Here is a 24,763-nt window from a genome sequence, read left to right on the forward strand (position 1 = left end):
CGACTCACGACGAGACCCCATGGCCACTCCCAGCGCTAGCTCTTATAACGCCGACGCCATCGAAGTCCTCTCGGGCCTCGACCCGGTGCGCAAACGCCCCGGCATGTACACCGACACCAGCCGGCCGAACCACCTTGCCCAGGAAGTCATCGACAACAGCGTCGACGAAGCCTTGGCCGGGCACGCGAAGTCGGTACAAGTCATCCTCCATGCCGATCACTCCCTTGAAGTGTCCGACGATGGTCGCGGCATGCCGGTGGACATTCACCCGGAAGAGGGCGTGTCGGGCGTCGAGCTGATCCTCACCAAACTGCACGCCGGCGGCAAGTTCTCCAACAAGAACTACCAGTTCTCCGGTGGTTTGCACGGCGTGGGTATTTCGGTGGTCAACGCCCTGTCGACGCAAGTGCGGGTCAAGGTCAAGCGCGACGGTAACGAGTACCAGATGACCTTCGCCGATGGCTATAAAGCCACCGACCTGGAAGTGGTTGGCACCGTTGGCAAGCGCAACACCGGTACCAGCGTGTACTTCGCCCCGGACCCGAAATACTTCGATTCGCCGAAATTCTCCATCAGCCGGCTCAAGCATGTGCTCAAGGCCAAGGCCGTATTGTGCCCCGGCCTGCTGGTCAGCTTTGAAGACAAAGGCACCGGCGAGAAGGTCGAATGGCATTACGAAGATGGCCTGCGCTCCTACCTGGAAGACTCCGTCAGCGACTTCGAACGCCTGCCCAACGAGCCGTTCTGCGGCAGCCTGGCCGGTAATAAGGAAGCCGTCGACTGGGCGTTGCTGTGGTTGCCCGAAGGTGGCGACAGTGTGCAGGAAAGCTACGTCAACCTGATCCCCACCGCCCAGGGCGGCACCCATGTCAACGGTTTGCGCCAGGGCTTGCTGGATGCCATGCGCGAATTCTGCGAATACCGCAGCCTGTTGCCGCGCGGCGTGAAGCTGGCGCCGGAAGACGTGTGGGAGCGCATCGCGTTCGTGCTGTCGATGAAGATGCAGGAGCCGCAATTCTCCGGCCAGACCAAAGAGCGCCTGTCGTCCCGTGAGGCGGCGGCATTTGTCTCCGGTGTGGTCAAGGATGCCTTCAGCCTGTGGCTCAACGAGCACCCGGAACTGGGCCTGGCCCTGGCGGAGCTGGCGATCAACAACGCCGGTCGTCGCCTGAAGGCCAGCAAGAAAGTCGAGCGCAAGCGCATCACCCAGGGCCCGGCATTGCCCGGCAAACTGGCCGACTGCGCCGGGCAGGACCCGATGCGTTCCGAGCTGTTCCTGGTGGAAGGTGACTCTGCCGGCGGTTCCGCCAAACAAGCGCGGGACAAAGAGTTCCAGGCGATCCTGCCGTTGCGCGGCAAGATCCTCAACACCTGGGAAGTCGACGGCAGTGAAGTGCTCGCCAGCCAGGAAGTGCACAATATCGCTGTCGCTATCGGTGTCGACCCTGGCGCGGCGGACATGAGCCAGCTGCGCTACGGCAAGATCTGCATCCTCGCCGACGCCGACTCCGACGGCCTGCACATTGCTACGTTGTTGTGCGCGTTGTTCGTGCAGCATTTCCGCCCATTGGTGGATGCCGGTCACGTCTACGTCGCCATGCCGCCGCTGTACCGCATCGATTTGGGCAAGGAGATTTTCTACGCCCTGGACGAAGCCGAGCGCGATGGCATCCTCGATCGCCTGGTGGCCGAGAAAAAACGCGGCAAGCCACAGGTCACGCGATTCAAGGGCCTGGGTGAAATGAACCCACCGCAGTTGCGCGAAACCACCATGGACCCCAATACCCGGCGCCTGGTGCAACTGACCCTGGAAGACTTCGCCGGCACCTCGGAAATGATGGACATGCTGCTGGCGAAGAAGCGTGCGCCGGATCGCAAAGCCTGGCTGGAATCCAAGGGCAACCTGGCCGAGGTTCTGGGCTGATGCGTACAGGCTTCGCCCTGGCGATGCTGATGTTGAGCGCACTGGCAACTCCCCACGTGGTTGCAGCCGGCGTGGCAGAGCTGAAGCTGGTATCCGAGCACCCGGTGGACGGCATGCGCGGCGGTAACCTATCGGGCCTGGCGTTGTGTGGCGCAGAACTGTGGACGGTTTCCGACCGCGATGATGATCAGATCTACCGCCTGGATACCCGCGCACCGACCTGGAACGCCGAAGCTCTGAAGATTGACGTGCCGCCCGTGCCCGAGTCGGGTTTGCCCTGGGGGCTGCGTTCACGCACCAAGGCCGCGTCGTTCATTCGCGGTGGTGACCTGGATTTCGAGGGCATCAGCTGTGATGCCGCAGGTAACCGCTACATTGTCAGCGAAGCCCATGCTGCAGTGCTGCAGGTACCTGCGACGGGCGCGCCCGAGTGGTTGAAAATCGCCCCGGGCATGGTGCGTGAGGCGCGGGCCAGTGGCATGTTGCTGCACTTCAATGCCTTGTTCGAGGGACTGGCGGTGAACCCCGAAGGCAACCAGATCTGGCTGGCCGCCGAGCGTGAGCGTCGCGGCCTGATCTCGATCAAGCGCGGGCAGAGCGTATGGGATTGCGATGGCCGGTGCGTGTTGTTGAGTGAGGCCGGGCAGGAAGTGCAACCGGCGCAGTTTACCAACGCCAAGGCAGTGTCCAATGACTTTGCCGACCTGGCGCTGTTCAATGGCAAGCTGTTTACCCTGGAGCGCAATGCGTTCCAGATTTGCCGACGCGACACAGTCACGGCCAGGGTTGAGCTGTGTTGGTCGTTTGCTGAAGAGACCCTGACGCCGCAGCGGCGTTATCCACAGCCTTACGGCCTGGCCGAAGCCCTGCTGTTGGACGCCGACGGTGCATGGATCGGTATAGACAACAATTTCGGCCCCCGCGCCGATGGTGAAAAACGCCCCGTGGTCTATCGTTTCGCCGCCCCTGCCGGTGGCTGGAGCGCCCAGCCATGAGCCAGCCGTTTTTTCAATTGACCCGGCGCAGCGGCAGTTCCGCTGCGCGTTACCCAACAATGATGAGGCCCGCATGAGTGACATCCTCGCAGACAGCTTAGATGGCGTAGAACGCCGGTCGCTGGCTGACTTCACCGAAAATGCCTACCTCAACTACTCCATGTACGTGATCATGGACCGTGCCCTGCCGCATATCGGCGACGGCCTCAAGCCCGTGCAACGGCGCATTATCTACGCCATGAGTGAGCTGGGCCTGGACGCTGATTCCAAGCACAAGAAGTCGGCGCGTACCGTCGGTGACGTACTCGGTAAGTTCCACCCCCACGGCGATTCGGCGTGTTATGAAGCCATGGTGCTGATGGCCCAGCCATTCAGCTATCGCTATACGCTGGTGGACGGGCAGGGCAACTGGGGTGCGCCGGATGATCCCAAGTCCTTCGCCGCCATGCGTTACACCGAAGCGCGGCTGTCGCGTTATTCCGAAGTGCTGCTCAGCGAGCTGGGCCAGGGCACGGCGAACTGGGGGCCGAACTTTGACGGCACCCTCGACGAACCCCTGGTATTGCCAGCGCGTTTGCCGAATATCCTGCTCAATGGCACCACCGGTATCGCCGTTGGCATGGCCACCGACGTGCCGCCGCATAACCTGCGCGAAGTCGCCACTGCCTGCGTGCGCCTGCTGGACGAGCCCAAGGCCACGGTCGAGCAATTGTGTGAACATATCCAGGGCCCGGATTACCCGACCGAAGCGGAAATCATCACGCCGCGCGCCGACCTGCTGAAGATGTACGAAACCGGTAAGGGCTCGGTGCGTATGCGCGCCGTTTACCATATCGAAGACGGCGACATTATTGTCACCGCGCTGCCGCACCAGGTGTCCGGTGCCAAGGTGCTGGAGCAGATTGCCGCGTTGATGCAGGCCAAACCGTCGAAACTGCCACAGGTCGCCGACCTGCGTGACGAGTCCGACCACGAGAACCCGTGCCGTATCGTGATCATCCCGACCAACAGCCGGGTCGATCATGAAGTGCTGATGCAGCATCTGTTCGCCAGCACTGACCTGGAGTCGAGCTACCGGGTCAACGTCAATATCATCGGTCTGGACGGCAAGCCGCAGTTGAAGAACCTGCGCAACCTGCTGGTGGAGTGGCTGGAATTTCGCGTACAGACCGTGCGCCGCCGCCTGCAGTTTCGCCTCGACAAGGTCGAGCGCCGCCTGCATCTGTTGGACGGCTTGCTGATTGCCTACCTCAACCTGGATGAAGTGATCCATATCATTCGTACCGCCGAGCACCCGAAAGCCGAGTTGATCGCGCGTTTCGAGCTGAGCGAAATCCAGGCTGACTACATCCTCGATACGCGCTTGCGCCAATTGGCACGCCTGGAAGAAATGAAGCTGCGTGACGAGCAAGACGCGTTGCTCAAGGAACAAGCCAAGCTGCAAGCGCTGCTGGGCAGCGAAGCCAAGCTCAAGAAGCTGGTACGCAGTGAGCTGATCAAAGACGCCGAAACCTATGGCGACGACCGTCGTTCGCCGATCGTCGAGCGTGCTGAAGCCAAGGCTCTGACAGAAACCGAGTTGTTGCCTAACGAGAAAATTACCGTCGTTTTGTCGGAAAAGGGTTGGGTTCGTTCCGCCAAAGGGCATGATATTGACGCCACCGGCCTTTCGTACAAAGCCGGTGATGGCTTCAAGACCGCCGCCGCCGGGCGCTCCAATCAGTTCGCGGTGTTTATCGACTCGACCGGGCGCAGTTATTCGGTGCCGGCCCATACCCTGCCGTCCGCACGGGGGCAGGGCGAGCCGTTGACCGGACGCCTCACGCCGCCACCTGGGGCGAATTTCGAGTGCGTGCTGCTGCCGGACGATGATTCGCTGTACGTCATCGCCTCTGACGCTGGTTACGGTTTCGTGGTCAAGGGTGAAGACCTGCAAGCCAAGAACAAGGCGGGCAAGGCGCTGTTGAGCCTGCCGAACAACGCCAAGGTGATCCTGCCAAGGCCGGTGGATGATCGTGAAAGCAACTGGTTGGCTTCGGTGACCACCGAAGGGCGTTTGCTGGTGTTCAAGATCAGCGATTTGCCGCAACTGGGCAAAGGCAAGGGCAACAAGATTATCGGGATCCCCGGTGACCGGGTGGCCAGTCGCGAAGAGTACGTAACAGACATCGCCGTGGTCCTGGAAGGCTCTACCCTGGTGCTCCAGGCCGGCAAGCGCACGTTGTCATTGCGCCCAGACGACCTTGAACACTACAAGGGCGAGCGTGGTCGACGCGGTAACAAACTGCCTAGAGGTTTCCAGCGAGTGGATGCCTTGTTGGTAGAAACGCCGGTTTAAGGCGTACTAGAGCACTCGATCTACGATTTAACCTGTAGATCGATGCTTTCGCGCTGGAGTCATGGCGCATATTCACGGATGATATGGCCTTTCCAGCGCCGGCGTGGCCGAGCGTGTTCAGGTTATTTTTAGTATTACATTGTGGTTCGCCTTGTGGCAGCCACTTGGATGGGATGATGACTGCTCCACGCCTTCCTCTATTTTTGATGCTCGCTGGCCTTTTGGGGCTGGCGGGTTGCAGCACGCACCAACCGGTGTCGCTGTACCAGCTGGACAGCGGTAGCCCGGCTCAGCCAGCCCAAACGGCTGGCATGGCGGTATTGCTCGGTCCGGTAGTCGTTGCCGATTACCTGCAACGCGAAACCCTGCTGCAACGTCAGAACGACGGCAGCCTGCAAGGTTCCACTGATGGTCGTTGGGCGGGCAGCTTGTCGTCCGATATCAATCAACTGATGTTGCGTCAGGTTGCAGGGCAGTTGGATAGCCAGCGTGTGGTCCTGGCACCAGGGCCATCGGGATTCACTCCGGATGTGCAGGTGCTGCTGACGATTACGCGGCTCGACTCCGGCAAATCGCAACCGGCGATTCTGGATGCACAGTGGCGCCTGATCGACCGTCGCGGGCAAGTACGGGATAACCGCATCGTGCACCTGCAGGAAGAACATACCGGCACCACCGCTTCTCAGGTCCAGGCCCAGGGTGTGCTGTTGCAGCACTTGGCGCAGCAGTTGTCGGTGGCGCTCAAGCCATTGGCGAACCAGCCGCCGATTGCCGAGGTGCAGCCGCGTAAACAGGCCCCAGCCCAGGCCAAACCGGCAGCCCCGGAAAAGCCGAAGATGCCGATGGCTACGCCGATTCGTACCGATCTGGAAGTGTTCAGGTTCTGATCTGAATCGCAGCCAAACAAAAGGCCCGCTGAATAAGCGGGCCTTTTTGTTTGCGCAGGATTTGAGTCATGTTGAAGATCAACTGTGGGAGCGGGACCCACTCCACAGTAGGTATTTCAGGGCTTGCGGCTCTCATGCATCCGCGCCAGCTGGCGTTCGAGCATCGAGGGGTACGGTTCCATCAGCCGCTCTACGCAACTGGCCCCTTCAGGGCTGGCAATCGGACGGATACGTGCGCGTTGGCGGATCAGCGTGTCTTCACTGATCTTGCGTTCCACCAGCAGCAGGTTGCGGCTGTGTTGGGACAGGGCCAGGGCATCCTGGGCGATTTCGGTGAGCAGCAGGTCGATCTGGCTCATGCCGAACAGGTCATCACCCACGGTCAAGCCAAGCTGCAATTGCAGGGTAATGCCGCTGTCGGCCACTTCGATCTGCAGGGCATGGCCCAGCGCGCGCAGCAATTCGCCGCAGCAAATTGCATTGGTCAGGTAGTCTTCGCCGCTGTCTTCGCTGTGGAACAGCATCAGGGTGCTGCCATCGTTCAACGTGTGCAGCTCGCTCTGGTACAGCGAGGCGGCCTGGTCGAGACAGTCGCGGTAGCGTTCGAGCAGTTCGGTCAGCCGGGCACGAGGCAGGCGGCGCAGCTGCTCCTGGGAGCCCAGTTGCACGGCGAGTACTGCACTGTGCTGCGGCTCGGTGTTCCTGACCACCGCAACGGGTTTTGTCGCAGCGGCCGGGGCCACGGCCGAGGTATCGCGCAGGTCGGCGAAGGGGTCTTCCTCGTCGAGTTCGTCTTCCTCGGCCTTGACCACATGGCGCGGTGCAGGCTTGAGGCCGGCCACCGGAGCGCTTTCGTCAAAGCCCGGGTCGCGCAGGTCACGTACTTCAAACTCAGGCTCATCGCTGTAGTCGTCGGTATCGTCGTATTCGGGTTCCGGTTCGACTTCAGGCGCTTTCGGCTCCGGAGCGAAGCTGGTATGGAGCTGGCGCGCGAGGTCGCCGATTTCATCCTGGCGATCAGTGGCCGGGGTGTGTTCGTCGATATCCCGCAGCCAGATACGCAGTTGCATCAGCGGTGTGGAGATATGCCTCCCCAGGCGCAGGCTCAAGGCCAGGGCCAGGGCCAGCAGGATCGCGCTCAAGATACCCATGCTTTGCAGGCTGATGGTCATCGGCTGCTGGAACTGCTGCATGTCGAGGCTGATACGCAGTTGGCCGGCTTTCACATCCTGAAAGGTGATATTGCTCTGGTAGAGGCCCTCGGCTTCACCCAGCAAGCCGTTCTTCGGGCGCTGCCCGGCTTCGGCCATGATCCGGTTGTCCACGCTATAAATGGCGGCGTGAGCTACCAGCGGGTTCTTGGTCAGGTTGTTGAGCAGCACGTTGAGGCTGAGGATGTCGTTGGACACCAGCAACTCAGTCGCCGAGGTGGCCGTCTGGGTCGTCAGGCTCGCACCCAGGGCGTCGGCTTGCTCATGCATGGCCTGCTTGAACTGCAAACCCATCACGCAGGCGTAGATTACCAGGGCCAAGGCGACCAGGATCACGTTATGGCTGGCGATGCGTAATGCGATCGGTACACGGCGGTGGCGCAGTGCCCGGAAGATCAGCAGGAAGAAGTTATCGGTTTTTACTGGCGTGGGCCGGTTCACTTGCGCTCGGCTCTTGGTCCGTGAAGTTGACGCGCAGTATAGCGACAGGCCCATGACCGGCAAAGCACTGGCTGTGCCCGATGGTCACTGAAAGTGGGTAGAATGCGGTTTTTTTCCAGCCTGGGGGTGCGCTTTGCGCGAAATTGTCCTGATCAACATCACGGGTGAAGACCGACCGGGTCTCACCGCGGCCATTACCGGCGTCCTGGCCCAGGGTGGTGTGAACATCCTCGACATCGGTCAGGCGGTGATCCACGACACCCTGTCGTTCGGCATTCTGGTGGAGATCCCCAGCACCGAACAGGCTTCGTCGGTACTCAAGGACATCCTGTTTACGGCCTATAAGCTGGATCAACAGGTGCGTTTCACCCCCGTGTCCGAAGCCGATTACCAACACTGGGTAGAAGGCCAGGGCAAAAAACGCCATATCGTGACGCTGCTTACTCGCAAGGTAACGGCTGAACAATTGCAGCGTGTCAGCTCGATCACGGCCCACTACGGGTTGAATATCGACCATATCGACCGTCTGTCGGGTCGTATGCCCTTGGACACCCCGGCCGACAAAGGCAAGGGCTGCATCGAGTTTTCTGTACGCGGTGAACCGGCTGACGCGCAAGCGCTGCGGGCCGAATTCCTGAGCGTGGCCCAGGAGTTGAATGTCGATATCGCCTTCCAGGAAGATTCGCTGTTCCGTCGCAACCGTCGTTTGGCGGTGTTCGACATGGACTCCACCCTGATCGAAGCCGAAGTCATCGACGAACTGGCCAAGGCAGCGGGAGTCGGCGAGCAAGTCAGCGAGATTACCGAGCGGGCGATGGCCGGTGAGCTGGATTTCCGTGCCAGCTTCAAGGAGCGCCTGGCGTTGCTCAAGGGCCTGGACGTGAGCGTGCTGGACTCCATCGGCGCATCCCTGCGCCTGACGGAAGGCGCCGAAACCCTGTTCGCCGAACTCAAGCGCCTGGGCTACAAGACCGCCATCCTGTCGGGCGGCTTCACCTACTTCGCCAAGCAGTTGCAGGCGAAGTTGGGCATTGACTACGTGTTCGCCAACGAGCTGGAAGTGGTGGACGGCAAAGTGACCGGCGTGGCCGTCGAGCCGATTGTCGATGCGCAGCGCAAGGCCGACCTGCTCAAGGAATTGGCGCACAAGGAAGGCTTGCGTCTGGAGCAGACCATTGCGGTCGGCGACGGCGCCAATGACTTGCCGATGCTGGCGATTGCAGGATTGGGTGTGGCGTTTCGCGCCAAGCCGTTGGTCAAGCAGTCGGCCAAACAGGCGATTTCAACGCTGGGGCTCGATGGCGTGTTGTATCTGCTGGGCTTGCGCGACCGCGACGGTCAGTTATAAGCCGATCTCACTGTAGAAATACAGTCAAAAATGTGGGAGCCGGGCTTGCCCGCGATAGCGGCAGTTCAGTCAATGATGTGTTGACTGACACTCCGCTATCGCGGGCAAGCCCGGCTCCCACATAGGATGTCACCAGCAATATCAGGCTTTCGGCAATGCGATACCCTGGCCCATCTGCACTGGCGTACCCGCTGCCAGTTCTTCAGCCCACTTCACCTGATCCGGCCCGAACAGCACGATGGCGGTCGAGCCCAGCTTGAAACGGCCCAGCTCCGCACCTTTTTCCAAATGAATCGGCGCACGTGCGGCTTCGTCGTAGCGGAAGGTTTTCAGCTCGCGCTTGGGCGGGGTTACCAACCCGGCCCACACCGTCTCAATCGACGCGACGATCATCGCACCCACCAACACCACGGCCATCGGGCCGCGCTCGGTGTCAAACAGGCATACAACCCGCTCGTTGCGCGCAAACAGCTCCGGTACGTTTTCGGCGGTGGTCTGGTTGACCGAGAAAATCCGACCTGGCACATAGACCATCTCACGCAAGGTGCCGGCCAGTGGCATGTGCACCCGGTGGTAGTCTTTGGGTGACAGGTAAATAGTCGCAAAATCGCCTCCCATGAACGGTGCAGCCAGCGCCGCGTCGCCACCGAGCAATTCCAGCACGCTGAAGCTGTGGCCCTTGGCCTGGAACACACGGCCATGTTCGATAGGGCCTAGCTGGCTGACGGCGCCATCGGCCGGGCTCAGCACGGCACCGGGAGTCTGGTCGAGCGGGCGGGCGCCGTCTTTCAAGGCGCGGGTGAAGAACGCGTTGAAATGCTCATAGGCGCTCAGGTCTTCAACCAGGGCCTGGGACATGTCCACTTGATAGCGCTTGGCGAACCAGGCGGTGAAGGCGTTCTTGAACCAGCGCACGCGGCACTCGGCAATGCAGCCGGCCAGGCGCGAGAGCAAGTGGTGTGGCAGCAAGTACTGGCTGAGGATAAACAACTGCTTTTTCATAACTGTCCTTAAACCTTAAATCTCAACGGGGGTGTCGGGGTGGTTGCCCCATTCGCCCCAGGAACCGGCATAGCCTTTGACTCGTGGATAACCGAGCGCCTTGGCCACCAGGTAGGTGAAGCCAGAGCGGTGGTGAGTCTGGCAGTGGGTAATGATTTCTTTATCGCGGGTCAGCCCGAGCTCTTCGAGGACCTGTGGCATGTCGCGACGGATGCGCAGGTTGCGCGCCTTGTCCATGCCGGCGGTCCATTCGAAATTCACCGCGCCGGGAATATGGCCCCCCTTGGCGGCGAGCACTTTTTCGCCGGAATATTCCAGCGGGCCGCGGGCATCCCAGACGCCCAGGTCGGCCGCGCCGAGGCGGCTTTGCAGGTACTCACGGGTAGCCGTGGGGCCATCGTGCAACGTGAGGCTGACGGGGCCGCCTGCCGGCGCGGGCACTTCGATGGAGAGTGGGTACTTTTCCTCCAGCCATGCCAGCAGGCCGCCGTCGAGGTAGTGATATTTCTGGTGACCGATCACGTCGAGCATCCAGATAAAGCGTCCGGCCCAGCCGCCGCCTTCGTCGTCATAGACCACGTAGGTCGCGTCCGGGGTGTGGCCCAGTTCGCCGAACAGTTTTTCCAGGTCGGCCTTGCTCGGCAGCAAGCCGGGTGCCGGTGGCTGGCCCAGTTGGGTGCGCTTGGGGTCAACAAAATGCGCGCCGGGGATATGCCCTTCGGCGTAGCGGGCGGCACTGGTGAGGTCCACCAGAATCAAGTGCTCGGCATCCAGTTGAGCGAGCAGGTCACTGGATTCGATCACCAGCGGCAAGCCAGAGAAGTCAGGCATGTGAGGTCTCCTGGGCACAAATGTTGGTGATAAAGGCCGCTGATTGTAGCGCAAGCATCAGGCGCTGCGGTTGGTAAAGCTGTGCAGGGCTTTTTCGATGCATTGGGCGGTTTTGCCGAACGCCTGCACGGTGGTTTCCGAGAATGGTCCGCCGCCTTGGTCCGCCACTACCAGCATCACCACGCGGCCATTGCAGCTCAGCGAACGCAGCAGCAAGTGCTCGCCCGTAAACAGGCGACGCAGGATAGGCGGCAGCAGGGCGGAAAACTGCGCATGGTTGTCGGGGGTCAGACGCACCTGAGCGGACTTTTCCAGAAGGCGTTGCAGCAATGTGCTGTTGACCACATCCAGGCTCAGGTGCGCGGCGTCCCTGGGCAAACCGTCGGCCTGATGCACGCGCAGGGTGCTCAGGGCGCGATCGGCCATGAACAACAACACCCGCTGCATGCCACTGGCAACCAAGGCGTGCTTGGCGCAGGTGGTCAGGTGCATGGCGTTGGCAAAGCGGCTCGGCTCGACCAGCAACTCGGTGCAATGAGTGCGCCATACGGCCAGGGCTTCAGCCGTGGGCGGCGGCGCGGGCAACAAGCCGCGATGGACTTTTTGCACATGCCACGGCCAGATCAGCGACAGCGCCGGGTGCCAGAGGTCGGGCATCAAGGTGGTGCGGGCGCTCGTGACTGCCTGCTGGTGCGCCTGTTGTTGCACATCACTCAAGGGCACTTGCAGGTATAGCGCGGTGAGGTATTGCCAGCGTTCGGTGTGCGGGCAGGTCCAGGATTCCTGGGCGGACATCGCCAGGCCGTTGGCCAGCAACACGGTATTGGCTGGCTGGTTCAGCCAGCGGCGCAGGTTGGGGTCGGCGTCGAGCAATTGCTGGTGGCGCAAGGCGTCGTCTTCGCGGGCAATGTGCAGCGCCTTGACCAGCAGGCGTTGCTCGGCCAGCAGCAGCTTGTAGCCCTGCGAAACCCAGATCGGCAGGTGCCAGGCTTCGGTCAGGCCCAGGCACAGGTCCAGCAAGCGCACACCGAACAGTTCCTGCTCGACCTGGCGCGCCGACTGGCCCTTGTGAATCACCCGCAGCTCCCATTCCTCCAAAAGCTTGGGGTAGGCGACGGCCATCGGCCACAGTGGCGACAGAAACAGCAGGCTGCCCCAGTGGATGTCCTGCCATAGCCGCGCCAGGCGACTGCCGAACAAGCCGTTGGCTTGCTGGGACGCGTGCTGGCTGACCAGCAGCAGTTGGCGCAATGCGGCTGGGATTTCTCCAGCCGGCACCGAAGGTAGGCGTGCCAGCAACTCCTCGGCACGTTTGAGGCCGAGACGGTTAAGCGCTACTTCGAGGTTTTCGGCGGGCTCGGCCAGGCTCCCATGGGCTTGGCTGTTGGCCTCGCGCATCACGCTCAGCACCAGCGCCGGGCTGTTTTGCATCAGCTCGGCAATATCTCGCAATGAACTGCGACTGTCGCGGATGGCTTTGCACACGCGCTCATGGTTGGCCTGGGGAACGGGCAGCAGCACGTCGTCCAGGCGCTTGATCCAAGCGGCGAGGGTGGTGGGGCGGTTCGTTGGGACTGTCGTTTCGATTGCCATGATTGGGGCGCGATCATCACTTGTGTTCAACACACCCGGAACGGGCCGAATTGGCTTTTCGCCTTAACGGGCTATAGTCTGGCGCAGTTTTGCCGATAAGTAGAACAAGAGTTTTCTGCTGCACCCACTATGTCCATGAACCCGACGGCGCAAGTACCCATCTCCTATGGCTAAAATTATCGGCATCATTGTCGTCATCGCAAGTGTGCTCGGAGGGTACGTCCTCTCCCACGGTAAAATCGCCGCATTGATCCAACCTTTCGAAGTGCTGATCATCGGCGGCGCCGCGTTTGGCGCATTCTTGCAGGCCAACCCCGGCTACATGACCATGCACGTGATCAAGAAATCGCTGGGCATGTTCAGTTCGCGTTTTTCCCACACCTTCTATCTGGAAGTGCTGGGGCTGATCTACGAGATCCTCAACAAGAGCCGCCGCGAAGGCATGATGGCGATCGAAGGCGACATCGAAGACGCCGCCGCCAGCCCGATTTTCGCCAAGTACCCGGCCGTGCTCAAAGATGAGCGCATGACCGCTTATATCTGTGACTACCTGCGCATCATGTCCTCCGGCAACATGGCTCCCCACGAGCTGGAAGGCCTGTTCGACATGGAGTTGTTCAGCCTCAAGGAAGAGCTGGAGCATCCTTCCCATGCCGTGACCGGCATCGCCGATGGCATGCCCGGTTTCGGCATTGTCGCGGCGGTGCTGGGTATCGTGGTGACCATGGCATCCTTGGGCGAGGGCGATCAAGCGGCCATCGGCATGCACGTGGGTGCGGCGCTGGTGGGTACCTTCTTCGGTATTCTCGCGGCCTATGGCTTCTTCGGCCCGCTCGCTACTTCCCTGGCCCACGATGCCAAGGAAGAGGTCAACCTCTACGAAGCGATCAAGGCGTGCCTGGTGGCATCAGCATCGGGGATGCCGCCATCGCTGGCCGTGGAGTTCGGGCGCAAGGTGCTGTACCCCAAGCATCGCCCAAGTTTCTCCGAGCTGGAACAAGCGGTTCGCGGTCGCTAAGCCATGGAAAACAACCAGCCGATCATCATCAAGCGCGTCAAGCGCTTCGCTGCGGGGCACCATGGTGGTGCCTGGAAAATCGCGTTTGCCGACTTTGCCACGGCGATGATGGCGTTCTTCCTGGTGCTGTGGCTGATGTCCACCGCCACACCGGAACAGAAGATCGCCATCGCCGGTTACTTCAAAGACCCGATTGGCTTTTCGGAAAGCGGTACGCCATTTGTCATCGATCTGGGCGGTTCACCGCAACTGGCGCCAGAGCGCACCATCAACCCGGAAGTGCAAACTGAGTCGCCCCAGGAAAAAATCCCGATTGAGCGCGATACCGTCGAAACCATGGCCGAGCAGGTCGAACAGGAACGCCTGGAGCTGTTGCTGCAGGAATTGCAGAACAAGGTCGAAGAAAACCCGCAACTGCTGAAGTTCAAGGACCAGATTTCGTTCGAGATCACGCCCGAAGGGCTGCGCATCCAGATCACGGACGCCGCCAACCGGCCGATGTTCGATTCCGGCAGTGCGCGCTTGAAGCCGTACTTTGAAGACATCCTGCTGGCCATGGCCGACACCATCAAGGCGGTACCTAACAAGATCAGCATCAGCGGCCATACCGACGCCAAGCCCTACGCGGGCCAGGGCGACTTCGGCAACTGGGAACTCTCGGCCAACCGCGCCAACGCCGCCCGCCGTGCGCTGGTGGCCGGCAGCTATCCGGACCCACAAGTGGCACGGGTGGTGGGCTTTGCCTCATCGCAGTTATTTGATCCCAAAGACCCGTTCAACCCGGTCAACCGCCGTATCGATATCGTGGTGCTGACCAAAAAGGCCCAGCGTGCGATTGAAGGCGACCAGCCACCGCCACCGGTACCGACTCAGGGCGATGGTGCCCCTGGCGAAGTGCCGGCCGACCCCAACGCACTGCCGCCTGAGCAGGAACCACTGCCGGCCCATGAGTTGCGGCAGAAGCTGAACCTGTTTGATGACGGTGGGATGAAGGATCCTACGGTGCCTGCGCCGGCCTCGTAACTTATCTCTCTACAGCAGAAACCAAAACGCCCCGAATCATTCGGGGCGTTTTCATTGGCGGTCAGAGTGGCAGGTAGGCTTTGACACCATTAACTACGCCTCGCATGTCGTCGGCGCACAGGCGTGGGACAACCTTGCGGATTTTCAGCATTTCCGGTGCAACAAAACCTCGTGTGAAGTCACACAGCAGCACGTCGCCTTGTTTGGGGTGATAGTAGAGAGCCAATGTTAATTCCCCACAAAAAGCAAAGCCGCCCGAAGGCGGCTTCATTCGACACGCAGCGGAGCTTGCTTCGCCCCTTCTGCGCCGCTGGATCAACCCCGAAAAGGATCCAGACTCCTGCCAGCTTTCGCTGGTGACGGAGCAATTATGGGCATCAGGAAATCTGAATACAAGCTGGCTTGTGTGTATGAGCCACCCAGTTGATCCGGATTCTTGATTCCCGCTCCTGTTAAATCAATGGGCTAGGGCGTTCAGCGCCGTGGTTTATGTGTATCAAGAAATTGACCGTCAATAACTGCTCTCAGGCAAGCTCGCAATAATCGACCGATAGCTGTTCATCCGCTGCTGTTGCACGCGGCCATCTTCCAGGGCCTTGAGCAATGCACAGCCCGGTTCGCGGTCGTGTTTGCAGTCGCGGAAGCGGCAGGTGCCGATCAGGTCGTTGAACTCGATAAAGCCCGCTTCCACATCGCTGCGGCTGACGTGGCCCAAGCCGAATTCACGAATACCCGGGGAGTCGATAAGCTCGCCGCCACCGGGGAAGTGGAACAGCCTCGCAGTGGTGGTGGTGTGGGTGCCTTGGCCGGAAAGCTCCGACAGCGGCCCCACGCGGGTATCGACTTCCGGCAACAGGCTGTTGACCAGCGATGACTTGCCCACGCCAGACTGGCCGACAAACACGCTGATGCGCCCGTCCAGCTGCTGTTGCAGCTGTTCCATGCCGTTGCCGTGATGGGCCGACACTTCCAGCACCGGGTAGCCCAGGGTGCGATAGACCGCCAGCAACGCATTGAGCGCCGGGGCGTTTTGCTCGTCGATCAGGTCGAATTTGTTCAACAGCAACAGCGGGCGGATGCCGGCGTGTTCGGCCGCGACCAGGTAGCGGTCGATCAGGTTGGCATGGGGCTCGGGCAACGGTGCGAACACGATCACAATCATGTCGACGTTGGCTGCCACCGGCTTGAGCTGGCCACGGCTGTCGGGGCGACGCAGTTCGGTGCTACGCGGCAACTGGGCGACGATCACGCCGATGCCCTGGTTGCCGGCGCGCCACACGACTTTGTCGCCGGTCACCAGCGCAGGCAGGTTGGCGCGCAGGTGGCAACGGGACACCGAGCCTGCGAGTTCGCCTTCCAGCGCCTCGACTTCGACTTGCACACCAAAGTGCGCGATCACCAGGCCCGTTTGTTCGGGGCCCAAGTCGCCGCCCTCGAGCGCTTCCACGGCGGAGGATTCACGTTTGGCGGCACGCGCTGCGCGTTCACCTTGAATCTTTTCGATGCGCCAGTTTTGGCGACGGTTGAGCTGGCGTTTGGCCATTGGTGTTCCGTGTCGATAATGCAAAAGTTGGGTAAAACGGTCGCGAGTCTAGCACGGCCCCGCCTGCTAAACTGCGCAGCTACGCCAAGGTGCCAAGAGAATCAAGCCATGCAAAACCCACAGAACCTGATTTGGATCGATCTGGAAATGACCGGTCTGAACCCCGACAGCGACGTCATCATCGAGATGGCGACGATTGTCACCGACAGCAACCTCAACACCTTGGCCGAAGGTCCGGTGATCGCCATCCACCACAGCGACGCCGTGCTCGCCACCATGGACGAGTGGAACACCCGCACCCACGGTAACTCCGGGCTGACCCAGCGTGTGCGCGACAGCCGCATCAGCATGGCCGAAGCCGAAGCCGAAACCATCGCATTCCTGGAAAAATGGGTGCCCAAGGGCAAGTCGCCGATCTGCGGCAACAGCATCTGCCAGGACCGTCGCTTCCTTTATACGCATATGAAGGCGCTGGAGAGCTACTTCCACTATCGCAACCTGGACGTATCGACGCTTAAAGAGCTGGCTGCGCGTTGGGCGCCGGAAGTCAAAGACAGCTTCCATAAAGGCAGCACGCACCTGGCGCTGGATGATATTCGTGAGTCGATCGCCGAGTTGCAGCATTACCGCAAGCATTTCATCAAGGCTTGAAAACGGGCGACTGCTGAACATGTGGGAGGGGGCTTGCTCCCGATGGCGTTGTGTCAGCCCCAGATGCATTGACTGACACTCCCTCATCGGGAGCAAGCCCCCTCCCACACTTGAATGGGTTTGCAAATCCAAGTGTTGGAGAGCGTTTGCCCCCTTTTGGTGCCATCAGCAAATGATTAGACTGCCGGCCTCCCTGCAAGGATCGCCATCATGCTGTTGATGCTCTACCTCATCGCCATCACCGCCGAAGCCATGACCGGCGCCTTGTCCGCCGGTCGGCGCGGCATGGACTGGTTTGGCGTGGTGCTCATCGCCTGCGTGACGGCCCTGGGCGGTGGTTCGGTGCGCGATGTGCTGCTCGGCCACTACCCGCTGACCTGGGTCAAGCACCCGGAGTACCTGGTGCTGACCTCCGTCGCGGCGCTGGTGACGATCTTTATCGCGCCGCTGATGCGCCGCCTGCGCTCACTGTTTTTGGCGCTGGACGCCTTGGGGTTGGTGGCATTCACCCTGATCGGCTGCATGACCGCCCTGGAAATGGGTCACGGCATGTTGGTGGCGTCCGTCAGCGGGGTCATCACCGGCGTATTCGGGGGCATCCTGCGGGATATCTTCTGTAACGACATTCCGCTGATCTTCCGCCGCGAGTTGTACGCCAGCGTGTCGTTCCTGGCCGCCTGGTTCTACTTGCTGTGCCTGTATCTGGAACTGCCGAGCGAACAGGCGATTCTGTTGACGCTGTTCAGCGGCTTTCTATTGCGCCTGCTGGCGATCCGTTTTCACTGGGAAATGCCCAAGTTCGTCTACAACGACGACGTACACTAGCGGGCCGCGTGCTGGTTCAGCGCCCATTCCACATGCTCGCGAACCAGCTCTGAGGGGTAGTCCCGCCGCGCCTTCAAGGCTTCCAATACCGGAATGCTTGACGGCGCATTGCCCAGGCCCACCGCCAGATTGCGTAACCAGCGCTCGTAACCGGCGCGGCGCAGGGGGGAGCCCTCGGTGCTGCTGAGGAATTTATCCTCGTCCCACATAAATAGTTCGGCTAACTCGGCGTTATCCAGGTTGTGCCTGGGCTTGAAATCGCTTTCGGCAGTGGGTCGAGCGAAACGATTCCATGGACAAACGATCTGACAGTCATCGCAGCCAAAGACGCGGTTGCCGATCAGTGGGCGCAGGTCCTCGGGAATGGCGCTCTTGAGTTCGATGGTCAGGTAGGAGATGCAGCGCCGGGCGTCCAGCACGTAAGGACCGACGAAGGCGTTGGTGGGGCAGATGTCCAGGCACGCCGTGCAACGGCCGCAGTGCTCGGTAGTGTGGGGTGGGTCCACCGGCAACGGTAAATCGACAAACAGTTCGCTCAAGAAGAAATAACTGCCGGCCTTGCGGTTGAGCACAAGGGTGTTTTTACCGATCCAGCCCAATCCGGCTTGTTCGGCGATGGCTTTTTCCAGGACCGGCGCGCTGTCGACAAAGGCGCGAAAGCCGAACGGCCCGATCTGCGCCTGGATGCGGTCGGCCAGCTGCTGCACGCGCTTGCGGATCAGCTTGTGGTAGTCGCGGCCCAGGGCGTAGCGCGAGATATAGGCTTTTTCCGGCTGGCCCAGCAGTTGCGCCATCTGGGTGTCGCCGGGCAGGTAGTCCATGCGCAGTGACACCACGCGCAAGGTGCCGGGTACCAGTTCATCGGGATGGGAGCGTTTGCTGCCGTGGGCGCCCATGTAGTCCATCTCGCCGTGGTAGCCCGCGTCGAGCCAGCGTTGCAGGTGCTGTTCATGCTCAGCCAGGTCCAGGCCACTGATGCCGACTTGTTGAAAGCCCAGCTCGCGGCCCCAGTCTTTGATCGATTGGGCGAGGGCGGGCAGATCGGAGGTAATAGCAGGCATGAGACACGGGAAACCACAGGTTAGATGCGTATAATTCTGCCAGACATCGGAGCTTGAAGACGCATGCCTCAGACAAAACACCCAATTACCGACGTTCAGCTGTTGTTGCCCGGCCATTTGCCGCAACTGGCTGCGCGTTCTCCGGACGCCCATAAGGGCCAGTTCGGCCACCTGCTGGTCATCGGTGGTGACCGTGGCTTTGGCGGTGCGGCGCTGCTGAGCACCGAAAGTGCCCTGCGCGGTGGCGCCGGCATGGTCTCGCTGGCAACTCGACCGGAACATGTGCCAGCCGCTCTGGCCCGGCTGCCGGAAGTCATGGCTGTCGGCGTGAGCTCGGCCAACCAGTTGATGGGCCTGCTGGAAAAAATCTCGGTGATCGTCATTGGCCCAGGCCTGGGCGATGCCGCTTGGGGCAAAAGCCTGTTGTCGGTCGCGGCCAATGCCCGCCAGCCGCAGGTGTGGGACGCCGACGCGCTCAATCAACTGGCCACTGGCAGCGTCGAGCTGCCGGCCAACTGTGTGATTACTCCTCATCCGGGCGAAGCTGCGCGTTTGTTGGGGCTATCGACAGCCGAGGTTCAGGCCGATCGCCTTAATGTGGCGCGCGCGTTGAGCCAAAAATTCAATGCAGTGGCTATCCTCAAGGGTGCTGGCAGTTTGATTGCCAGCCCGGATGGACGGCTTGCCCGTTGTGATCAAGGCCACCCGGCGATGGCGACGGCGGGGCTTGGGGATGTCTTGGCTGGTCTGGTCGGCGCGCTATTGGCTCAGGGTATGCCCGCGTACGAGGCAAGCTGCCTGGCCGTGTGGTTGCACGCTACCGCTGGCGACCGCCAGGGCAGTTTTGGTCGGGGGCTGGCTGCCAGCGACCTGATCCCTGCCATTCGTCAATTGCTGGAGGAGCAGTCGCCGTGCCTGAAGTAATTCTTTTCCTGGCAGATGAAGAGGCCATGGTCGCGTTGGGGCAGCGTCTTTCGCAGGTCACGCAAGGGGCAGGGTTGATCTTTCTCGAAGGCGATCTCGGCGCAGGCAAAACCACATTGTCCCGGGGGATTATTCGCGGCCTGGGCCATACCGGCGCGGTAAAAAGCCCGACCTTTACGTTGGTCGAGCCCTACGAGATCGGCGACGTGCGTGCTTTCCACTTCGATCTTTATCGCCTGGTAGATCCAGAGGAACTGGAGTACATGGGCATCCGTGATTACTTCGATGAAGATGCGCTGTGCCTGATCGAATGGCCAGATAAAGGCACAGGCTTTTTGCCAAAGCCAGACATGACCATTACCATTACGCCGCATGAGCACGGACGTCAGCTGAAGTTGTTGCCCCAGAGCGTGCGCGCTGAAGCGTGGTGCACCGCTCTGGCATTGGAATTCAAATAAAATTGGTGGGGTTAGGTATGCGCTTTCGCGCGTTGGTTGCTGTCGTGGGGGTGTTGCTTGCGGCAATGACTGTCAATGCTCTGGCTGCTTCACAGGTAAAGAGCGTTCGCCTGTGGCGAGCGCCGGATAACACGCGACTGGTGTTCGACCTGTCTGGCCCGGTCCAGCACAGCGTCTTTACCCTGACGGCGCCTGATCGCCTGGTGATCGACATCAACGGTGCGAGCCTGGCCGCGCCGCTGAAGGTGTCTACCGCCAATACCCCGATTACCGCCATGCGCTCGGCCCAGCGTACGCCGACCGACTTGCGCGTGGTCATCGACCTGAAAAAGGCCGTGACGCCAAAGAGCTTCTCCCTGGCGCCCAACGCCCAATACGGTAACCGACTGGTGGTCGACCTGTTCGACAACCCCGCCGACGCGGCACCACCGCCTGCGCCGACGCCAAGCGTGGCTACCGTGCCTGCGGTGCCGGTCAACCCGTCGCAACCCCAGGTCAAATTGCCACCGCCGCCGCCCGCGCCGGCAGGCAAGCGCGACATTATCGTGGTGATCGACGCCGGCCACGGTGGCGAAGATCCGGGGGCTTCCGGCTCACGCGGCCAGCATGAGAAAGACGTGGTACTGGCCATCGCTCGCGAGCTGCAACGCCAGGTCAACGGCATGAAAGGCTACCGCGCCGAGCTGACCCGCACCGGTGACTACTTCATTCCGTTGCGTGGCCGTACCGAAATTGCGCGCAAGAAGGGTGCAGACCTGTTCGTGTCCATTCACGCCGACGCCGCGCCTTCAACTGCTGCATTTGGTGCCTCGGTATTTGCCCTGTCGGATCGCGGTGCCACGTCCGAGACCGCCCGCTGGCTGGCCGACAGTGAAAACCGCTCCGACTTGATCGGCGGGGCCGGCAACGTGTCCCTCGATGACAAGGACAAGATGCTCGCCGGTGTGCTGCTCGACCTGTCGATGACCGCCTCGCTGACCTCCAGCCTTAACGTTGGCCAGAAAGTCCTGAGCAATATCGGTCGTGTGACGTCGCTGCATAAACAGCGGGTGGAACAAGCCGGGTTCATGGTGTTGAAGTCGCCGGACATCCCGTCGATCCTGGTGGAAACCGGGTTTATCTCCAACGCCAACGAGGCCTCCAAGCTGGCCAGCGCCAGCCACCAGCAAGCGCTGGCGCGCTCCATCAGTGCGGGCGTGCGCCAGTTCTTCCAGCAGAACCCACCACCGGGCACTTATATCGCCTGGCTACGCGATTCCGGCAAAATCGCCCAGGGCCCGCGTGACCATCGTGTGCAGCCCGGCGACACCGTTGCCATGCTGGCGGTACGTTTCCAGGTCACGCCTGCGGCCCTGCGCAGCGCCAATAACCTGAAAACCGATGAGTTGAAGATCGGCCAGGTGTTGACCATTCCCGGCACTGAATTGGCGGCACAGTAATGAGCGAATCCTTGTTGAACAGCGGCTCGCGCATCGAATTGCTCAGCCCGCGCCTGGCTAACCAGATTGCTGCGGGTGAGGTCGTCGAGCGCCCTGCGTCGGTGATCAAGGAGCTGCTGGAAAACAGCATCGACTCTGGTGCCAGGCGCATCGATGTCGACGTGGAGCAGGGCGGCGTCAAGTTGCTGCGGGTACGTGATGACGGCAGCGGCATCTCCTCCGATGATCTGCCGCTGGCTCTGGCCCGTCACGCCACCAGCAAGATCCGTGATCTGGAAGACCTTGAGCGGGTCATGAGCCTGGGTTTTCGCGGTGAAGCACTGGCCTCCATCAGTTCCGTGGCGCGCCTGACCCTGACCTCCCGCACCCGCGACGCCGAGCAAGCCTGGCAAGTTGAAACTGAAGGCCGCGACATGGCGCCTCGGGTCCAGCCGGCTGCACACCCGGTGGGCACTTCGGTGGAGGTGCGCGACCTGTTCTTCAACACCCCGGCGCGGCGCAAATTCCTCAAGGCCGAGAAAACCGAATTCGATCACCTGCAAGAAGTCATCAAGCGCCTGGCCCTGGCCCGTTTCGATGTGGCGTTTCACCTGCGCCACAACGGCAAGACCATCCTCAGTCTGCACGAAGCCAACGACGACGCCGCCCGCGCACGACGTGTGGCAGCCGTGTGCGGCAGCGGTTTCCTGGAGCAGGCGCTGCCGATTGAAATCGAGCGCAATGGCCTGAGGTTGTGGGGTTGGGTGGGGTTGCCGACGTTCTCCCGTAGCCAGGCCGACTTGCAGTACTTCTTTGTGAATGGCCGTGCGGTTCGCGACAAGCTGGTAGCCCACGCGGTGCGCCAGGCTTATCGCGACGTGCTGTTCAACGGCCGGCACCCCACGTTTGTGCTGTTCTTCGAGGTCGACCCGTCGGTGGTCGACGTCAACGTGCACCCGACCAAGCACGAAGTACGCTTCCGGGACGGGCGCATGGTGCATGACTTCCTGTATGGCACGCTGCACCGCGCCTTGGGCGATGTGCGCCCGGATGATCAACTGTCAGCGCCGATTGTCACGGCGGTGGTGCGCCCGAGCGGTCCTGAGGCCGGTGAGTTCGGTCCGCAAGGTGAAATGAGCCTGGCGGCCAACCTGCTGCAATCGACGCCGTCGCAGCCAGCCTACACGGCGCCAAACTCGGGTGCCGGTGCGGGTTACCAGTACCAATACACACCGCGTCCGCAGTCGACGGTGCCGGTGGCTGAGGCCCAGGCGGCGTACCGTGAGTTTTTCGCGCCGCTGCCGAGCGCCGAGCCGGGTATTGCCCCTTCATTGCCGGAAGGCGGCGGTGATATCCCGCCGCTGGGCTATGCCCTGGCGCAACTCAAGGGCATCTACATCCTTGCGGAAAACGCCCATGGCCTGGTGCTGGTGGACATGCATGCCGCCCATGAGCGGATCATGTACGAACGCCTGAAGATCGCCATGGCCAGCGAAGGCCTCAGCGGTCAGCCGCTGCTGGTGCCGGAGTCCCTGGCCGTGAGCCAGCGCGAGGCCGATTGCGCCGAAGAACACCACAGCGTGTTCCAGAAGCTGGGTTTTGAGCTACAACGCCTGGGCCCGGAAACCCTGGCGATCCGTCAGATTCCCGCGCTGCTCAAGCAGGCCGAAGCCAACCGCCTGGTGGCCGACGTGCTGGCAGACCTGATGGAATACGGCACCAGCGACCGTATCCAGGCGCATATCAACGAATTGCTCGGCACCATGGCCTGCCACGGCGCCATCCGCGCCAATCGCCGCCTGGCCCTGCCGGAAATGAACGGCCTGCTGCGTGACATGGAAAACACCGAGCGCAGCGGCCAATGCAACCATGGCCGACCGACCTGGACCCAAATGGGCCTGGACGATCTGGACAAACTGTTCTTGCGCGGCCGTTGATGAGCGCCTTGCCCCCCGCGATCTTCCTGATGGGCCCCACGGCCGCCGGCAAGACGGACCTGGCCATCGAGCTGACCAAGGTGTTGCCCTGCGAGTTGATCAGTGTCGACTCTGCCCTGGTTTACCGGGACATGGATATCGGCACGGCCAAGCCGTCCAAAGCGCTATTGGCCCAATATCCGCATAAATTGATCGACATCATCGACCCGGCGCAGAGCTATTCGGCTGCGGATTTTCGCACCGATGCCCTGGCGGCCATGGCCGAGATCACCGCGCGCGGTAATATCCCGCTGCTGGTGGGTGGCACCATGCTCTACTACAAGGCATTGCAGGAGGGGCTGGCCGATATGCCGCCTGCCGATGCCCAGGTGCGCGCCGAACTCGAAGAAGAGGCTGTACGCCTTGGCTGGCAAGCCCTGCACGACCAGTTGGCAGCGGTGGACCCCGTGTCCGCAGCGCGCATCCACCCCAATGATCCCCAGCGCCTTACCCGTGCCCTGGAAGTTTGGCGTGTCAGCGGCCAGACCATGACTGAACATCGGCTGAAACAAAGTGCGCAAAGTGCTGATGCAGGCGCATCTGGACAGTCACAATTGCCCTATACTGTGGCGAATCTGGCCATCGCTCCGGCAAATCGCCAGGTGCTGCATGAACGAATTGCACAAAGATTCACAATTATGTTGGAACAGGGGTTTGTGGACGAGGTCGTAGCACTGCGTTCAAGAGGTGACCTGCATGCCGGGCTGCCTTCGATACGTGCTGTAGGCTACCGCCAAGTCTGGGATCATCTGGATGGCAAGCTGACGTCAGCCGAAATGCAGGAGCGCGGCATCATCGCCACGCGCCAATTGGCGAAGCGCCAGTTCACCTGGCTGCGCAGCTGGAGCGATTTGCACTGGTTGGACAGCCTGGACAGCGACAATCTGTCACGCGCCTTGAAATACTTGGGAACGGTCTCCATATTGAGCTGAGTCCTTGCAATTGCCGTCTATCCTTGGGGGTGTGACGGCCATAAGCTATCTATTTTCCGATTTTTTATTATTGATCCTTAAAGGAGTGCGGCACATGTCAAAAGGGCATTCGCTACAAGACCCTTACTTGAACACTTTACGTAAAGAGAAAGTTGGGGTTTCCATCTATCTGGTCAACGGTATCAAGTTGCAAGGCACGATCGAGTCGTTCGACCAGTTCGTGATCCTGCTGAAAAACACCGTCAGCCAGATGGTCTACAAACACGCTATCTCGACAGTCGTTCCAGTTCGTCCAATCCGTCTGCCTAGCGCAGCAGGTGATGAACAGGGTGACGCTGAGCCAGGTAACGCCTGATAGGAGTCT

At 61.1% G+C, this 24,763-nt stretch carries 22 protein-coding genes; 15 read left to right on the forward strand and 7 right to left on the reverse strand.

What is annotated here, in order from left to right; translation table 11 throughout:
* The first annotated feature begins 19 nt into the window (after nucleotides 1–19).
* From parE to LJX92_RS02450, 4 genes are all read left to right on the forward strand, one after another.
* Nucleotides 20–1,924, forward strand: a complete 1,905-nt coding sequence (gene parE / locus LJX92_RS02435) for a DNA topoisomerase IV subunit B (RefSeq protein ID WP_005784190.1) — start codon at nucleotides 20–22, stop codon at nucleotides 1,922–1,924.
* On the forward strand, nucleotides 1,924–2,919 hold the full coding sequence (locus LJX92_RS02440; protein ID WP_228309274.1) for an esterase-like activity of phytase family protein: 996 nt from the start codon (nucleotides 1,924–1,926) through the stop codon (nucleotides 2,917–2,919). The genes parE and LJX92_RS02440 overlap by 1 nt, the downstream gene beginning before the upstream one ends.
* Before the next feature lie 73 nt (nucleotides 2,920–2,992).
* On the forward strand, nucleotides 2,993–5,257 hold the full coding sequence (gene parC / locus LJX92_RS02445; RefSeq protein WP_228309275.1) for a DNA topoisomerase IV subunit A: 2,265 nt from the start codon (nucleotides 2,993–2,995) through the stop codon (nucleotides 5,255–5,257).
* 173 nt (nucleotides 5,258–5,430) lie between these two features.
* Entirely contained in the window at nucleotides 5,431–6,144 is a 714-nt protein-coding gene (locus LJX92_RS02450; protein WP_005784196.1) for a PqiC family protein, read from the forward strand.
* Between the two features lie 116 nt (nucleotides 6,145–6,260).
* On the opposite strand, the gene LJX92_RS02455 is transcribed toward LJX92_RS02450, so the two are convergent.
* On the reverse strand, nucleotides 6,261–7,796 hold the full coding sequence (locus LJX92_RS02455) for a histidine kinase (RefSeq protein WP_228309276.1): 1,536 nt from the start codon (nucleotides 7,794–7,796) through the stop codon (nucleotides 6,261–6,263).
* A gap of 133 nt (nucleotides 7,797–7,929) precedes the next feature.
* Between LJX92_RS02455 and serB the strand changes: the two genes are divergently transcribed.
* Nucleotides 7,930–9,144: a phosphoserine phosphatase SerB gene (gene serB, locus LJX92_RS02460; protein ID WP_057702577.1), complete on the forward strand. Its 1,215-nt coding sequence runs from the start codon at nucleotides 7,930–7,932 to the stop codon at nucleotides 9,142–9,144.
* 141 nt (nucleotides 9,145–9,285) lie between these two features.
* Here serB and asd read toward each other — a convergent pair whose 3' ends face one another.
* From asd to LJX92_RS02475, 3 genes are read right to left on the reverse strand one after another with little or no spacing between them, the layout of a single operon-like run.
* Nucleotides 9,286–10,146, reverse strand: a complete 861-nt coding sequence (gene asd, locus LJX92_RS02465; protein ID WP_032878223.1) for an archaetidylserine decarboxylase — start codon at nucleotides 10,144–10,146, stop codon at nucleotides 9,286–9,288.
* Nucleotides 10,147–10,161: 15 nt separating this feature from the next.
* The gene (gene rhdA / locus LJX92_RS02470; protein ID WP_032878220.1) at nucleotides 10,162–10,977 is read right to left on the reverse strand and encodes a thiosulfate sulfurtransferase; all 816 of its coding nucleotides are present in this window, start codon (nucleotides 10,975–10,977) and stop codon (nucleotides 10,162–10,164) included.
* A gap of 57 nt (nucleotides 10,978–11,034) precedes the next feature.
* Complete coding sequence (locus tag LJX92_RS02475; protein WP_032878218.1) at nucleotides 11,035–12,570, reverse strand: HDOD domain-containing protein; 1,536 nt, start codon at nucleotides 12,568–12,570, stop codon at nucleotides 11,035–11,037.
* A gap of 166 nt (nucleotides 12,571–12,736) precedes the next feature.
* Between LJX92_RS02475 and motA the strand changes: the two genes are divergently transcribed.
* Both motA and motB read left to right on the forward strand, forming a co-directional pair.
* Complete coding sequence (gene motA, locus LJX92_RS02480; RefSeq protein WP_005784209.1) at nucleotides 12,737–13,588, forward strand: flagellar motor stator protein MotA; 852 nt, start codon at nucleotides 12,737–12,739, stop codon at nucleotides 13,586–13,588.
* 3 nt (nucleotides 13,589–13,591) lie between these two features.
* Nucleotides 13,592–14,611: a flagellar motor protein MotB gene (gene motB / locus LJX92_RS02485; protein ID WP_046070637.1), complete on the forward strand. Its 1,020-nt coding sequence runs from the start codon at nucleotides 13,592–13,594 to the stop codon at nucleotides 14,609–14,611.
* Nucleotides 14,612–14,672: 61 nt separating this feature from the next.
* Here motB and LJX92_RS02490 read toward each other — a convergent pair whose 3' ends face one another.
* Both LJX92_RS02490 and rsgA read right to left on the reverse strand, forming a co-directional pair.
* Nucleotides 14,673–14,882 (reverse strand): hypothetical protein, encoded by a 210-nt coding sequence (locus LJX92_RS02490; protein WP_078820139.1) that lies wholly within the window; start codon nucleotides 14,880–14,882, stop codon nucleotides 14,673–14,675.
* 240 nt (nucleotides 14,883–15,122) lie between these two features.
* The gene (rsgA, locus tag LJX92_RS02495; protein WP_005784215.1) at nucleotides 15,123–16,154 is read right to left on the reverse strand and encodes a small ribosomal subunit biogenesis GTPase RsgA; all 1,032 of its coding nucleotides are present in this window, start codon (nucleotides 16,152–16,154) and stop codon (nucleotides 15,123–15,125) included.
* Nucleotides 16,155–16,262: 108 nt separating this feature from the next.
* Between rsgA and orn the strand changes: the two genes are divergently transcribed.
* Nucleotides 16,263–16,805 (forward strand): oligoribonuclease, encoded by a 543-nt coding sequence (orn, locus tag LJX92_RS02500; protein WP_005784217.1) that lies wholly within the window; start codon nucleotides 16,263–16,265, stop codon nucleotides 16,803–16,805.
* A 207-nt stretch (nucleotides 16,806–17,012) separates the two neighbouring features.
* Nucleotides 17,013–17,630 carry a trimeric intracellular cation channel family protein gene (locus LJX92_RS02505; RefSeq protein WP_172833454.1) on the forward strand — a complete coding sequence of 206 codons (618 nt, stop codon included), beginning with the start codon at nucleotides 17,013–17,015 and terminating at the stop codon, nucleotides 17,628–17,630.
* On the opposite strand, the gene queG is transcribed toward LJX92_RS02505, so the two are convergent.
* Nucleotides 17,627–18,691, reverse strand: a complete 1,065-nt coding sequence (queG, locus tag LJX92_RS02510; RefSeq protein WP_005784221.1) for a tRNA epoxyqueuosine(34) reductase QueG — start codon at nucleotides 18,689–18,691, stop codon at nucleotides 17,627–17,629. The two genes, LJX92_RS02505 and queG, sit on opposite strands and share 4 nt — an antisense overlap.
* Nucleotides 18,692–18,754: 63 nt before the next feature.
* Here queG and LJX92_RS02515 point away from each other — a divergent pair, with 63 nt between their 5' ends.
* The 6 genes from LJX92_RS02515 to hfq all read left to right on the forward strand — a co-directional run bounded on the left by LJX92_RS02515 (nucleotide 18,755) and on the right by hfq (nucleotide 24,754).
* A complete protein-coding gene (locus LJX92_RS02515) occupies nucleotides 18,755–19,615 on the forward strand; it encodes an NAD(P)H-hydrate dehydratase (RefSeq protein WP_032878212.1) in 861 nt (286 codons plus the stop codon).
* Complete coding sequence (tsaE, locus tag LJX92_RS02520) at nucleotides 19,603–20,073, forward strand: tRNA (adenosine(37)-N6)-threonylcarbamoyltransferase complex ATPase subunit type 1 TsaE (RefSeq protein WP_032878210.1); 471 nt, start codon at nucleotides 19,603–19,605, stop codon at nucleotides 20,071–20,073. Before LJX92_RS02515 ends, tsaE begins: the two co-directional genes overlap by 13 nt.
* A gap of 17 nt (nucleotides 20,074–20,090) precedes the next feature.
* Nucleotides 20,091–21,512, forward strand: a complete 1,422-nt coding sequence (locus LJX92_RS02525) for an N-acetylmuramoyl-L-alanine amidase (protein ID WP_032878208.1) — start codon at nucleotides 20,091–20,093, stop codon at nucleotides 21,510–21,512.
* On the forward strand, nucleotides 21,512–23,428 hold the full coding sequence (gene mutL, locus LJX92_RS02530) for a DNA mismatch repair endonuclease MutL (protein ID WP_416309129.1): 1,917 nt from the start codon (nucleotides 21,512–21,514) through the stop codon (nucleotides 23,426–23,428). The genes LJX92_RS02525 and mutL overlap by 1 nt, the downstream gene beginning before the upstream one ends.
* Nucleotides 23,428–24,399 carry a tRNA (adenosine(37)-N6)-dimethylallyltransferase MiaA gene (gene miaA / locus LJX92_RS02535; protein ID WP_103733910.1) on the forward strand — a complete coding sequence of 324 codons (972 nt, stop codon included), beginning with the start codon at nucleotides 23,428–23,430 and terminating at the stop codon, nucleotides 24,397–24,399. The genes mutL and miaA overlap by 1 nt, the downstream gene beginning before the upstream one ends.
* A gap of 94 nt (nucleotides 24,400–24,493) precedes the next feature.
* Nucleotides 24,494–24,754, forward strand: a complete 261-nt coding sequence (hfq, locus tag LJX92_RS02540) for an RNA chaperone Hfq (RefSeq protein WP_003188059.1) — start codon at nucleotides 24,494–24,496, stop codon at nucleotides 24,752–24,754.
* The last annotated feature ends 9 nt before the right edge of the window (nucleotides 24,755–24,763 follow it).

The sequence above is a fragment of the Pseudomonas sp. HN8-3 genome, from assembly GCF_020790195.1.
GTDB classification, from domain to species: Bacteria; Pseudomonadota; Gammaproteobacteria; order Pseudomonadales; family Pseudomonadaceae; genus Aquipseudomonas; species Aquipseudomonas synxantha_A.